This is a genomic window from Brenneria sp. L4-2C, assembly GCF_040240335.1.
Classification (GTDB): Bacteria; Pseudomonadota; Gammaproteobacteria; order Enterobacterales; family Enterobacteriaceae; genus Brenneria.
The window spans coordinates 593,431-606,767 of sequence record NZ_JBEIAC010000001.1 but is presented as its reverse complement, the minus strand read 5'-3'; the positions used below and the strand labels follow the sequence as shown (position 1 = coordinate 606,767).

Genomic DNA, 13,337 nt, shown 5'->3' with positions numbered 1-13,337 from the left:
GAACTATTCCTGAAAGTTTGGTGTCGTCCTGTGTCTGAACGCAGTTTTCCATTCACAGGCCCGTTAATCTACCTCGAAAATGATACTAACTTCGTAATCGGGTAACAAATAGAAAAAATGTATTTCAAAATGTAAAAAATAGGGAACTTTGTGAGAAATCTCTAAGTTTAAAAAAAAGAGCCGAAATTCTCGGCTCTTCTTTTCTACATATTTGTTTTACTTATATTAAATTTTTATTTAGAAACTGGCGTTCCTCGGTGTACGCGGGAAGGGGATAACATCGCGCACATTTTGTACGCCTGTAACATAGGCAACCAGACGTTCGAAGCCCAACCCGAAACCTGAGTGCGGAATGGTGCCGTAGCGACGCAGATCGCGATACCACCAGTAGTCTTCTTTATTCAGTCCCATCTCTTCCAGACGACGATCGAGCTGTTCCAGACGCTCTTCACGCTGGGAACCGCCGATAATTTCACCGATGCCCGGCGCCAGTACATCCATGGCGGCGACCGTCTTGCCGTCGTCGTTCATCCGCATGTAGAACGCTTTGATGTCTTTCGGATAATTTTTCACCACCACCGGCGCTTTGAAATGTTTTTCCGCCAGATAACGCTCGTGTTCGGAAGAGAGATCGACGCCCCAGTAAACCGGATTTTCGAATGTCTGGCCGCAGTTCAGCAGAATCTCAACCGCATCGGTGTAATCGACCTGGGCGAAATCGGAGTGGATGAAGCTTTCCAGCCGGCTGACGGCTTCTTTATCCACGCGCTGGGCAAAAAACGCCATATCATCGGCGCGTTCATTCAGCACGGCCTGGAATACATATTTCAACAGATTTTCCGCCAATCCGGCGATATCATCCAGCGAGGCGAAAGCCACTTCAGGTTCAATCATCCAGAATTCCGCCAGATGACGGCTGGTGTTGGAGTTCTCGGCGCGGAAAGTCGGTCCGAAGGTATACACTTTGGAAAGCGCGCAGGCGTAGGTTTCGCCATTCAACTGACCGGAAACCGTCAGAAAGGCTTCTTTACCGAAAAAGTCCTCGCTGAAATCCACTTTTCCCTGCTCGGTACGCGGCAGGTTTTCCAGATCGAGCGTGGAAACCCGAAACATCTCGCCGGCGCCTTCGGTATCGGAGGCGGTGATCAGCGGCGTCGACACCCAGAAGTAACCATTTTCGTTAAAGAAACGGTGGATCGCCTGCGCCAGCGTATGGCGAACGCGAGCCACGGCGCCGATAAGATTGGTGCGGGGGCGTAAATGCGCCACTTCGCGTAAATATTCGATGCTATGGCGTTTGGCCGCCATCGGGTAGGTATCGGGATCGTCAACCCAGCCGATCACGTTGACCGCGGAAGCCTGTAATTCGAAACTCTGTCCTTCGCCGGGGGAGGCGACCACCTTGCCCGTGACTTCAACCGAGCAGCCGGTGGTCAGATGCAGAACATCTTCTTGATAATTAGAAAGATTATTATTAACTACCGCCTGTAATGGATTAAAGCAGGAGCCGTCATAAACGGCAACAAAGGAGATACCGGCTTTAGAATCTCTCCGGGTACGTACCCAGCCGCGCACGGTGACTTCGCTGTCAACGGCGACACGGCCTTGCAGTACGTCGACTACAGGCACTACGCTCATAAAATTCTCTCTTCAATTAATAAGGTTTAAAAACGTCACGGCCCCAATCGATCGTTGGCCGTTGCCGCCTTGGCTTCTCGGCGATCCCCGCCCACGCAGGCATAACGCGCTAAGCGATCGGCGGATTAACGGTTGTCAGCGACCGGAAATATTGGGGTTTTGCTATGTTACTTGCCGTCAGGCAGGACACAAGTAGAAATCGCCGGAATGTCATAAGTTTTATGCATTCCGGCGGCAGTGGGTCAAAGATTAAACAGCCTGGAGGTATGTGCGGCGCTTAACTGGCCTTTCTGATGCGCGGTAAGTCAAACGCTTTGCGTAATTCGGAGACAAAGGCCTGATCCTGACAAATGGTTTTACCGGGGCTGTCGGAAAGCTTCGCCACCGGTTTACCGTTGCACTCCACCAGTTTAATGACGATATTCAACGGATTTACGCCCGGAATATCACAGGTCAGCCGCGTGCCTATACCGAACACCAGATTGATCCGCCGCCAGAAATGGCGGTAGATATCGAGGGATTTTTCGAGGTTTAAATTATCGGAGAACACCAGCGTTTTGCTTAACGGGTCGATGTTCAAACGTTGATAATGCGCGATGGCCTTTTCGCCCCAGTCGATGGGATCGCCGGAGTCATGGCGTAGTCCCTGGTAAGCATTGGCGAACGGATAGTCGAAATCACGCAGGAATGCATCCATCGTAATGCAATCCGTCAGCGCGATGCCTAATTGATCGGGGTATTCGTGCAGCCACATCTGCAAGGCGGCGCGCTGGCTGTTGGCAAGCTCCTGACTGATGCGCTGGTGAGCCTGAAACCACTCATGAGCCTGCGTGCCGACGGGCGTCAATGCTAACCGGTGGGCCAGGTCATAGTTGCTGGTGCCGATTAAATAAGGAAACTCGGCCTGCAACGTACCGACGATCGCTTGCTGTACCTCACGGGAGAAGCGGCGACGAGTGCCGAAATCCATCAGTTTAAAATGGCGGGTATCGATATCCGCGCTGAGGGTGCGAAAGCGCGCCAGCGTTTTTTGCAATTGCTCGATCGCCTGCTCAGGGCCGACCTGGGGCGAACGATTGCGATGCACGACCTCGCTAATCACGGCCAGCAAGGGGACTTCCCATAAAATCACTTCGCGCCACGGTCCGGCGATGCGGATATCCAGTTGTCCGTGGTGATTTTTGATGCTGACCTGCTGTGGTTCGAAACGGAATTGACGCAACCAATCGAGATAATCCTGCTTAAAGAAAGGCAGAGAGGAAAGATAGCGATATTCGTCGTCGCTCAATGCCAGGAAACGCATCAGCGCCACCTGCTCGGTTATCTCTTCAGCATAGATTCCTAACAATTCGTCACTGCGGCAGCGGAATTCCGCTGCGACATCGACATGATAATAATGGTGGTACACCGCCTGTTGCATATGCAGCTTATAGGCGTCGGTATCCAGTAACGACGTTAGAATCGGGGGAGAGTGTAAAGTCATAATGCGTTACAGCATCCTCGTTAGACGTATGTCCATCGTCGGGACAATCGGCAAGGTTCGATCAGTATACCTTGCTTCTGCAAATAATACCTTATCACAACATATTGGGGTGCCTAACGCGAGATTCAAACGTGCTCTGACGGGATTATTATTCTCATTATTTTGTCGTGGTAACATTGACGTAACAGGCATAGACTGGGTTCCTGAAGCTTATGACGAGGTGAAAACTTTATATGAATCAACAGCCACAAGTGAAATATCGCCAAGATTACCGGGCGCCGGATTACACTATTACGGACATTGCGCTGAATTTCGACCTGCATGCGGAGAAAACCAAGGTAAAAGCGGTGAGCCGGGTCGTGCGGCAAGGCGAGCCGGGCGCGCCGCTGAAGCTGGATGGCGAAGGCCTGACGCTGCTGAGTCTGCATGTTGATGGCTCGTCATGGCCCCATTATCAGGAATTGGATGACGGGTTATTGCTGACGCAGTTGCCCGCCGAGTTCACGCTAAGCATCGAAACGGAAATCAATCCGGCGGCCAATAGCGCGCTGGAAGGGTTGTACCAGTCCGGCGAAGCGCTGTGTACGCAGTGCGAGGCGGAAGGTTTCCGCCACATTACCTATTACCTCGATCGCCCGGACGTGCTGGCGAAATTCACCACCCGCATTACCGCGGACAAAGCGCGCTACCCCTACTTGTTATCTAACGGCAACCGTATCGCCCAGGGCGATCTGGATGATGGGCGCCATTGGATCGAATGGCAGGATCCTTTCCCGAAACCCTGCTATCTGTTCGCGCTGGTCGCCGGGGATTTTGACGTTTTGCAGGATCGTTTTACCACCCGTTCCGGCCGCGATGTGGCGCTGGAGCTCTATGTCGATCGCGGTAATCTGGATCGCGCCGGTTGGGCGATGACATCATTGAAAAATGCCATGAAGTGGGATGAAACCCGCTTTGGGCTGGAGTATGACCTCGACATTTACATGATTGTCGCGGTGGACTTCTTCAATATGGGCGCGATGGAAAATAAAGGCCTGAATGTCTTCAACTCCAAATACGTGCTGGCGAAGGCCGAAACCGCAACGGATAAAGACTACCTGAATATTGAAGCGGTGATCGGTCACGAATATTTCCACAACTGGACCGGCAACCGCGTCACCTGCCGCGACTGGTTCCAGCTCAGTCTGAAAGAAGGTCTGACGGTTTTCCGCGATCAGGAATTCAGTTCGGATCTGGGATCGCGCCCGGTTAATCGGATCGATAACGTCCGGGTAATGCGCGGGGCGCAGTTCGCCGAAGACGCCAGCCCGATGTCGCACCCGATACGACCCGATCAGGTGATAGAAATGAATAACTTCTATACGCTGACCGTGTATGAAAAAGGCGCGGAAGTGATCCGCATGATGCATACCCTGCTGGGCGAGGAGAAATTCCAGGCAGGCATGCGCCTTTATTTTGAACGTCATGACGGCAGCGCGGCGACCTGCGACGATTTTGTGCAGGCGATGGAAGACGCTTCCGGCGTGGATCTCGCGTTGTTCCGCCGCTGGTACAGCCAGTCAGGCACGCCGGTGCTGACGGTCCGCGACGACTACGATGCGCAGTCCCGGCAATACACCCTGACCGTCAGTCAGATGACGCCGGTAGGCGCCGACAAACAAGTAAAACAGCCGCTGCACATCCCGCTGGATATCGAATTGTATGATGAGGGCGGGCAGGCGATCCCGCTGCAAAGCAACGGCGAGACGTTGTCTTCGGTGTTGAACGTCACCGAGGCGCAACAAACCTTTGTTTTCGATCAGGTGCCTTGCCAACCGGTGCCTTCTTTATTGCGTGAGTTCTCCGCGCCGGTAAAACTCAATTACGCCTGGAGCGACGATCAACTGACATTCCTGATGCGTCACGCCAGCAATGCATTTTCTCGCTGGGACGCGGCGCAAAGCCTGTTGGCGAACTACATTCGTCTGAATGTGGCGCGCTACCAGCAAAAGCAGCCGCTTTCTCTGCCGATGCATGTCATCGATGCTTTCCGCGCGATCTTGCTGGATGAGAATTTGGATCCGATGCTGGCGTCGCAGATCCTGACGTTGCCGAGTGAAAATGAAATCGCCGAACTGTTTGAGATCATCGATCCTGTCGCCATTGCCGCCGTACGCGATGGCCTGGTGCGGGCGATGGCGAAAGAAATGGCGGATGAATGGCTGGCGGTTTATCGCAACAATCAGGTGCCGCAATACCGCATCGCGCATGAGGACATCGGCAAACGCGCGTTGCGCAATGCGTGTCTCTTCTATCTGGCGTTCGGCGACGCCGCCCAGGCCGACAAGCTGGTGGCCGCTCAGTATCAGCAGGCCGATAATATGACCGACTCGCTGGCGGCGCTGTCCGCGGCGGTGAGCGCGCAGTTACCGGCGCGGGATGAACTGCTGCGCCGTTTTGACGATCGCTGGCATCAGGATGGGTTAGTCATGGATAAATGGTTTGTCTTGCAGGCGACCAGTCCGGCGGCCGATGTGCTTGCGCGGGTGCGCGCGCTGTTGCAACATCGTTCGTTCAGTTTGAATAATCCAAACCGTTTGCGTTCGCTGATCGGCGCCTTTACCGCATCCAACCCTGCGGCGTTCCATGCGCAAGACGGCAGCGGCTATCGCTTCCTGACGGAGGTGCTTACCGACCTCAACACGCGCAACCCGCAGGTCGCGGCGCGCTTAATTGAGCCGTTGATCCGTTTAAAACGCTATGACGCCGGGCGCCAGGCGCTGATGCGTCAGGCGCTGGAGCAGTTAAAAACGCTGGATAACCTGTCCGGCGATCTGTTCGAGAAAATCGGCAAGGCGTTGCAGGATTAAAGCAGGGTTCGATATTGATCTCTACGCAAGCCGTTTGGTCTGCGTTAGATCATTGACCAAGTCGCCATGGGTGATAACGAATTCAAATCCGTGATTCCCGCGCAGGCGGGAATCAGCCGATGGCAGCCAATGGTTTCAGCGAAAGCTCCCCCGCCTGCGCGGGGATGACTATGGCGGAGTGGGTTTCTCAGCAACCTGCGTTTTCCGTGTGCGCTATTCCTGCCCGAGAAGGAATAGCGCAAGCCTCCGTGCGCAATCGTTTTACTTTCCTGCCTGATGGAATTACCATTTCCGCCCAACGCTAAAGAGTATTCTGACTTTATTTATTTGCGATTGGGATCTCAGGAGACGATATGTTCTATCCCGTTATCAGGAAAGCCTTATTTCAGTTCGATCCAGAACGAGCACACGAACTGACCTTCCAACAATTATGCCGTATTACCCACACGCCTTTTGAATTTCTCGTCCGACAATCAGTTCCCACCAAACCCGTAAACTGTATGGGACTGTCATTTAAAAATCCGCTGGGTCTGGCCGCCGGTCTGGATAAAGACGGCGACTGTATCGATGCGCTGGGCGCCATGGGATTCGGTTTCATTGAGGTGGGTACCGTCACGCCGCGTCCGCAGGCCGGCAATGATAAGCCGCGACTGTTCCGTATTGTTGAAGCGGAAGGATTGATTAATCGGATGGGATTTAATAATCAGGGCGTCGATTACCTGGTTGAGAATGTAAAAAAATCACGCTTTGGCGGCGTATTAGGGATCAATATCGGCAAAAATAAAGATACGCCGGTCGAGCAGGGGAAAGACGATTATCTGATCTGTATGGATAAGATCTATGCGCATGCGGGTTATATCGCAATAAATATTTCTTCACCCAATACGCCGGGATTGCGCAGCCTGCAATATGGCGAGGCGTTGGACGATCTTTTACTGTCTATAAAGAATAAACAGGCAGAGTTAAATGAGAAATATCAGAAATATGTCCCGGTAACGGTGAAGATCGCGCCGGATCTTTCTGAAGCGGAATTGATCCAAATAGCGGATAGTTTAGTGCGCCATAATATTGATGGCGTGATTGCCACCAATACCACGCTCGATAGAAAACTGATCCAGGGATTAAATCACTGCGGGCAGACCGGAGGATTAAGCGGTCGTCCTTTACAGTTGCAGAGCACGGAAATTATCCGTCGCTTATCTCAGGAATTAGCGGGCCGTCTGCCGATTATCGGCGTCGGCGGGATTGATTCACTGATTGCCGCCCGTGAAAAACTCGACGCGGGCGCGACGCTGATTCAGATATATTCCGGTTTTATTTTTCGTGGACCGGGCCTGATTAAAGAGATCGTTACACATATTTAATCATTTCGCTGATTCATTTATCTCCGGGGGTTTATTTATTCCCCCGGCTAGTCTATATTTTATCCGTTTTCGTGCATAAATTTATCAACACCTGCCGGGTTTTTATTGCAGCATTTTGCAATCAGCCGTTTCCGATATTGGTGTAATCGACAGTAAGAAACGAAGGGTAGAATAATATGAAGTTAAAACCTGACGATAATTGGCGCTGGTATTTTGATACTGAACACGATCGGCTGATGTTGGATCTTGCCAATGGCATGTTATTCCGTTCTCGCTTTCCGTCTAAAATGTTAACGCCGGATGCGTTTAATGAGAGCGCGTTCTGTGTTGAAGATGCGGCGCTGTTTTTCACCTATAACGAGAAATGCCGCAAGATGGCGTTGAGCCGGGATCTTCAGGGCGAATTAATATTGAATGCGCTGGTCGCCTGTCGTTTTCTTAAACCGCTGATGCCCAAGAGTTGGCATTTCGTACAGCAGCCTTCAGGTAATTCCTTTACCCCGCAAGCGGGTGACATTGTGCAGGCGCAATTAACGGAAAATCATGATACGGCCTGTTTTTTGGTCGCGGAAGCGAGCGATAAAGCCAGTCTGTGTTTGCTGGCGCAGGAACACCTTGAGCTTAATAACAAACGAATGATCCTCGGCGATGCGATAAAAATCATGCATGACAGATTATTACCGATCGCTATCGAGGATGCCGATAATCAGGGCGTATCGCCTGTGCGGTATGCCAAAGTGGTTTAACATCGACAAGCTTAGCGCAGGCTGATATCGCTTTTCGGTATGCAGCTACAGGCGAGGATTTCGCTATTTTCGCCGATTGCGTTTTTCTTCAGCGGTGACACTTCGCCACTGACTAAAGTCAGCTTACAACAGCCGCAAACCCCGGCGCGGCAGGAATAAGGAATGCGAATTCCCTGTTGCTCCAGCTGTTCCAGCAGGATTTGCTGATTATTTCCCGGCAGGCTTTTTCCCTGATACTCAATAACGACTCTTTGTTCGTCTTGCCGCGGGGCGGGAAGAGATTCATCCGTTTTGCCGCCGCCATAGATTCTGGGTGGTTTGCTCGCCAGCACTTCCAGCGTATCGCCAACCCGAATCAAACCGGTATTGCGGGCAATCAGATTCTGACCAAAATCAATATCGCCGTTTTCCGCGGTGCGAAACGACCGTAGCGTCGTCAGCGGCTCGCCCGCGGGATGTTTTTTGCCGCGCTCAAGACTGACCGTGGTCAGAACGCAGCGGCTACAGGGTTTAACCACATCGAAAATCACGTCGCCGATGCGAATGGTCCGCCAACTGTCTTCGGCAAACGCCGCAGCGCCCGCGATGGTCAGATTAGGGCGGAACTGTGCCAGGCTGATGCCCGCCGGACAGCGTTGGCGAAGCAACTGGAAAGAGGCTTCATTGATCAATAAAAAAGGGTAGCCGTCGGCAAAAGAGAGCGGCACCTCAGGATGTTTGTTTACCCGGCGGGACGGTTCGTTGCCTACCCAGCGTAATTGCACCTGGCGCTTGAAATAGCGGCTTAGCCAATGATTGATAACATCGGGGGCGATTTGCGCCGTAAAGTGGTTGCCCCAGACTTCCGTTGGCTGCGGCGCGCTGATGAAATCCGTAAAGCGGATGCCGGCGCTTTGACCGTCAGGGGCTGAAATAAACAAACCGTCCGGCAGCAACGCCGGGGTGAACAGCACCATCTGGGGATACTGGCGGGCGGTGATAAAGGTTCCGTCGGTTTCCGTGATCATAAAGGCGCGGTCATGCGCCAGACCGCTTGCAGACGCGAGGGCATGGGACAACTGCAACCCGCGCATGGATTTTACCGGATGAATATAAAGCCGCGTGACGCCAATCACCTTGTGCTCCCTGTGGAAGTAAAACGGCAACTTTATGACAAGCGTCACGGATTAGCTATAATGCGCCTCAATTTTCTTTATTGGTGATATCGACGATATGAATGCTCTGTTTGCCAGCACGGCCCGTGGTCTGGAAGAATTATTAAAAAGTGAGCTTGAAGCGCTGGGCGCTCAGGCCTGTGCCGTGGTGCAAGGCGGGGTGCATTTTCAGGGTGATAATCGCTTACTGTATCAAAGCCTGCTGTGGAGTCGGCTGGCATCGCGTATTTTGCTGCCGCTGAATGAATTCAAGGTACACAGCGATCTGGATTTGTATCTGGGCGTGCAGGCGATTGACTGGTCGACGATTTTCAGCGTGGACAAAACCTTTGCCGTGCATTTTACCGGCACCAATGAAGAGATCCGCAATAGTCAGTATGGCGCTTTAAAAGTAAAAGACGCGATTGTGGACAGCTTCAGCCGCAAGACAGGGCAGCGTCCCGATGTGGCTAAACAGCAGCCCGATATCCGCATCAATGTTTTTTTACAGCGTGATACCGCCAGTGTGTCTTTGGATCTCAGCGGCGAGGGGTTGCATCAACGCGGTTATCGCGATCGGGCCGGACTGGCGCCGTTGAAAGAAAATCTGGCTGCGGCGATCGTCTTGCGCTCAGGATGGCGGCAAGGCACGCCGCTGGTCGATCCGATGTGTGGTTCCGGCACGTTGTTGATTGAAGCCGCGATGATGGCCGCCGATCGCGCGCCCGGTTTGCATCGCACCCATTGGGGATTTAACGCCTGGCTACAGCATGACGCGCAGCTGTGGCGCGACATCACCACGGAGGCGCAGCAACGCGCGCGCCAGGGATTGCGGGATACGACTTCCCGCTTCTTTGGTTCGGATAACGATCGTCGGGTGATTGACATTGCCCAAGCCAATGCGCGTCGCGCCGGCGTGGGCGAGTTAATTACGTTCAGCGTAAAAGACGCCGTGCAGTTGCAAAATCCATTGCCGGCAGGGCCGCAAGGCACCATCGTCAGCAACCCGCCGTATGGTGAACGCCTGGAGAGCGAACCGGCGCTGATCGCGCTGCACAATATGCTGGGGCGAAAGATGAAAAGCGAGTTCGGCGGCTGGCAGTTGTCGCTGTTCAGCGCCTCGCCGGAATTGCTCAGTTGCCTGCAATTGCGCGCCGAGCGTCAGTTCAAAGCGAAAAACGGCCCGTTGGACTGCGTGCAGAAAAATTATCAGTTGGCGGAGAGTCAGGGGAGCGGCGGCGGACAGATTGCGGAGGATTTCGCCAACCGTCTGCGTAAAAACATGCGCAAGCTGGATAAGTGGGCGCGCCAGCAGGGTATCGAATGCTACCGCCTGTATGACGCCGATCTGCCCGAATACAATGTGGCGGTCGATCGTTACGCCAGTTGGGTCGTGGTGCAGGAGTATGCGCCGCCGAAAACAATCGACGCGCAGAAAGCGCGTCAGCGCCTGTTCGACGTCATTAATGCCACGCTGAGCGTGCTGGAACTGCCGTCGAATCGGTTGATCCTGAAGACGCGCGAGCGTCAGAAAGGGAAAAGCCAGTATGAAAAACTGGCGCAGAAAGGCGAATTTTTGCTGGTAGAAGAGTATAACGCCAAGCTGTGGGTCAATCTGACGGATTATCTGGATACCGGGTTGTTCCTCGATCACCGTATCGCCCGCAAAATGCTGGGCGAAATGAGTCAGGGCAAAGATTTTCTCAATTTGTTCGCCTATACCGGCAGCGCCAGCGTGCATGCCGGATTGGGCGGGGCGCGCAGCACCACCACCGTGGATATGTCGCGCACCTATCTGGAGTGGGCGGAAAAGAATCTGCGGGCCAACGGTCTGACCGGACGTCAGCACCGCCTGATCCATGCGGACTGCCTGTCGTGGCTGCGCGAGGCCAATGAACAGTTTGACGTGATTTTCATCGATCCCCCGACGTTTTCCAACTCCAAACGGATGGAAGATTCGTTTGACGTCCAGCGCGATCATCTGACGTTGATGAAAGATCTCAAGCGCTTGTTGCGTCGGGGCGGGACGATCATGTTTTCCAATAATAAACGCGGATTCCAGATGGATATAGCGGGATTGACGGCGTTAGGTCTGACGGCGAAAGAGATCACCGACCGTACGCAGTCACAGGATTTTGCCCGTAACCGTCAAATTCACAACTGCTGGCTGCTAGAGCATGCCGGCGAGGAAAAGTAATAGCGATGTCATTAATCAGTGTATCGGGCGCATGGCTGTCATTCAGCGATGCCCCACTGTTGGATAACACGGAACTTCATATTGAAGAAAACGAACGCGTTTGTCTGGTCGGCCGCAATGGCGCGGGCAAGTCGACGCTGCTGAAAATACTGGCGAAGGAAATTCCGCTGGATGACGGGCGGATCACCTATGAGCAGGATTTGATCGTCGCCCGGCTGCAACAGGATCCGCCGCGCGATGTCGCCGGCACTATCTTTGATTTCGTCGCCGAGGGCGTGGCCGCCCAGGCGGATTATCTGAAAGATTATCACGCCACGCTGCGTCTGGTTGAAACCGACCCCAGCGAAAAGAATATGAATCAGTTGGCCAAGTTGCAGGATATCCTGGAGCATCAGGGACTGTGGCAATTGGAAAGCCGCATTCATGAGGTGCTGGAACAGTTGGGACTGAAGGCCGATGCCCCATTGGCGTCGCTGTCCGGCGGCTGGTTGCGTAAAGCGGCGCTGGGGCGAGCGTTGGTCAGTTCCCCCCGGGTGCTGCTGCTGGATGAACCGACCAACCATCTGGATATCGAAACCATCGACTGGCTGGAAACCTTCCTGAAAACCTTTCAGGGCAGCATTGTGTTCATTTCCCATGACCGTTCCTTTATCCGCAATATGGCGACCCGTATTGTCGATTTGGATCGCGGCAAGCTGGTGTCGTGGCCGGGAAATTACGACAAGTATCTGGCGGGGAAAGAGGAAGCGCTGCGGGTGGAGGATCTGCAAAATGCGGAGTTCGATCGCAAGCTGGCGCAGGAGGAAGTCTGGATCCGTCAGGGGATTAAGGCCAGACGCACGCGAAACGAAGGCCGGGTGCGCGCGCTGAAAGCGATGCGCCAGGAACGTTCGCAGCGTCGGGAAGTCATGGGCTCGGCGAAAATGCAGGTGGAAGAAGCGGCGCGCTCCGGGAAAATTGTCTTTGAGCTGGAAGATGTTGATTATCAGATCGATAATAAAGTATTGATCCGCAATTTCTCGGCGCAGGTACAACGCGGCGATAAAATTGCGCTGGTCGGGCCGAACGGCTGCGGTAAAACCACGCTGCTCAAGCTGATGCTGGGCGAACTGGCGCCGACCCGCGGTCGAATTCACTGCGGCACCAAACTGGAAGTGGCTTATTTCGATCAGCACCGGGCCGAGCTTGATCCTGAGCGTACCGTGATGGACAACCTGGCGGAAGGAAAACAGGAAGTCATGGTGAATGGCCGTCCGCGTCATGTGCTCGGTTATTTGCAGGATTTTCTGTTTCATCCCAAACGGGCGATGACGCCAGTCAAAGCCTTATCCGGCGGGGAGCGCAACCGTTTATTGCTGGCGCGTTTGTTCCTGAAGCCCAGTAATTTGCTGATCCTCGATGAACCCACCAACGATCTGGATGTGGAAACGCTGGAACTGCTGGAAGAGCTGATCGACGGTTATCAAGGGACGGTGTTGCTGGTGAGCCACGATCGGCAGTTTGTCGATAACTCGGTGACGGAATGTTGGATCTTTGCCGGCGACGGCAACGTCTCCCGTTATGTCGGCGGCTATTATGACGCCCAGAGGCAACGCGCCGAATCGACGCCTCTGCGCACCGTTGCCGAAGCGTCGGCGTCATCGTCTTCGCTCGCCGACGGACGAACCGCACAGCCCGCTAAACGCAATACGGCTAAACTGAGCTATAACCAGCAGCGCGAGCTGGATCAGTTGCCGTTGCAAATAGAACAGCTGGAACAGCAGATAGCAGAGCTGCAAACGCAAATGAATGATCCTGACTTCTTTAGCCGCCCGCATGCAGAAACACAGCAGGTGCTGACCGCATTGGCTGAAACTGAAAAAATGCTGGAATCCTGTTTTGAACGCTGGGAGTTACTCGAAGCGCAAAAAAACGGTTAATTTTGCAA

Annotated in this window: 9 protein-coding genes; 6 read left to right on the top strand and 3 right to left on the bottom strand. The window is 53.6% G+C overall.

Annotated features, from left to right (window positions below):
* Window positions 1–237: 237 nt before the first annotated feature.
* Both asnS and pncB read right to left on the bottom strand, forming a co-directional pair.
* Window positions 238–1,638, bottom strand: a complete 1,401-nt coding sequence (gene asnS / locus ABRZ26_RS02880) for an asparagine--tRNA ligase (RefSeq protein ID WP_319602732.1) — start codon at window positions 1,636–1,638, stop codon at window positions 238–240.
* A gap of 277 nt (window positions 1,639–1,915) precedes the next feature.
* Window positions 1,916–3,121: a nicotinate phosphoribosyltransferase gene (gene pncB / locus ABRZ26_RS02875; protein ID WP_319602731.1), complete on the bottom strand. Its 1,206-nt coding sequence runs from the start codon at window positions 3,119–3,121 to the stop codon at window positions 1,916–1,918.
* A 233-nt stretch (window positions 3,122–3,354) separates the two neighbouring features.
* On the opposite strand from pncB, the gene pepN reads away from it, so the two are divergent.
* The 4 genes from pepN to ABRZ26_RS02855 all read left to right on the top strand — a co-directional run bounded on the left by pepN (window position 3,355) and on the right by ABRZ26_RS02855 (window position 8,080).
* A complete protein-coding gene (pepN, locus tag ABRZ26_RS02870) occupies window positions 3,355–5,970 on the top strand; it encodes an aminopeptidase N (RefSeq protein ID WP_319602730.1) in 2,616 nt (871 codons plus the stop codon).
* A 119-nt stretch (window positions 5,971–6,089) separates the two neighbouring features.
* The gene (locus ABRZ26_RS02865; RefSeq protein WP_319602729.1) at window positions 6,090–6,275 is read left to right on the top strand and encodes a hypothetical protein; all 186 of its coding nucleotides are present in this window, start codon (window positions 6,090–6,092) and stop codon (window positions 6,273–6,275) included.
* Between the two features lie 48 nt (window positions 6,276–6,323).
* Window positions 6,324–7,334 (top strand): quinone-dependent dihydroorotate dehydrogenase, encoded by a 1,011-nt coding sequence (gene pyrD / locus ABRZ26_RS02860; protein ID WP_319602728.1) that lies wholly within the window; start codon window positions 6,324–6,326, stop codon window positions 7,332–7,334.
* Window positions 7,335–7,510: 176 nt separating this feature from the next.
* Window positions 7,511–8,080 carry a cell division protein ZapC gene (locus tag ABRZ26_RS02855; RefSeq protein WP_319602727.1) on the top strand — a complete coding sequence of 190 codons (570 nt, stop codon included), beginning with the start codon at window positions 7,511–7,513 and terminating at the stop codon, window positions 8,078–8,080.
* A gap of 11 nt (window positions 8,081–8,091) precedes the next feature.
* Here the strand turns inward: ABRZ26_RS02855 and ABRZ26_RS02850 are convergent, their stop codons facing one another.
* The gene (locus ABRZ26_RS02850) at window positions 8,092–9,195 is read right to left on the bottom strand and encodes a YcbX family protein (RefSeq protein ID WP_319602726.1); all 1,104 of its coding nucleotides are present in this window, start codon (window positions 9,193–9,195) and stop codon (window positions 8,092–8,094) included.
* A 97-nt stretch (window positions 9,196–9,292) separates the two neighbouring features.
* On the opposite strand from ABRZ26_RS02850, the gene rlmKL reads away from it, so the two are divergent.
* Complete coding sequence (gene rlmKL / locus ABRZ26_RS02845) at window positions 9,293–11,410, top strand: bifunctional 23S rRNA (guanine(2069)-N(7))-methyltransferase RlmK/23S rRNA (guanine(2445)-N(2))-methyltransferase RlmL (RefSeq protein WP_319602725.1); 2,118 nt, start codon at window positions 9,293–9,295, stop codon at window positions 11,408–11,410.
* A gap of 5 nt (window positions 11,411–11,415) precedes the next feature.
* Window positions 11,416–13,329 (top strand): ABC transporter ATP-binding protein, encoded by a 1,914-nt coding sequence (locus ABRZ26_RS02840; RefSeq protein WP_319602724.1) that lies wholly within the window; start codon window positions 11,416–11,418, stop codon window positions 13,327–13,329.
* Window positions 13,330–13,337: the final 8 nt, after the last annotated feature.

Excerpts from the sequence above, each read along its gene's own strand:
- asnS (WP_319602732.1), bottom strand. The coding sequence starts at position 1,638 with ATGAGCGTAGTGCCTGTAGTCGACGTACTGCAAGGCCGTGTCGCCGTT.
- pncB (WP_319602731.1), bottom strand. The coding sequence starts at position 3,121 with ATGACTTTACACTCTCCCCCGATTCTAACGTCGTTACTGGATACCGAC.
- pepN (WP_319602730.1), top strand. The coding sequence starts at position 3,355 with ATGAATCAACAGCCACAAGTGAAATATCGCCAAGATTACCGGGCGCCG.
- ABRZ26_RS02865 (WP_319602729.1), top strand. The coding sequence starts at position 6,090 with ATGGCAGCCAATGGTTTCAGCGAAAGCTCCCCCGCCTGCGCGGGGATG.
- pyrD (WP_319602728.1), top strand. The coding sequence starts at position 6,324 with ATGTTCTATCCCGTTATCAGGAAAGCCTTATTTCAGTTCGATCCAGAA.
- ABRZ26_RS02855 (WP_319602727.1), top strand. The coding sequence starts at position 7,511 with ATGAAGTTAAAACCTGACGATAATTGGCGCTGGTATTTTGATACTGAA.
- rlmKL (WP_319602725.1), top strand. The coding sequence starts at position 9,293 with ATGAATGCTCTGTTTGCCAGCACGGCCCGTGGTCTGGAAGAATTATTA.
- ABRZ26_RS02840 (WP_319602724.1), top strand. The coding sequence starts at position 11,416 with ATGTCATTAATCAGTGTATCGGGCGCATGGCTGTCATTCAGCGATGCC.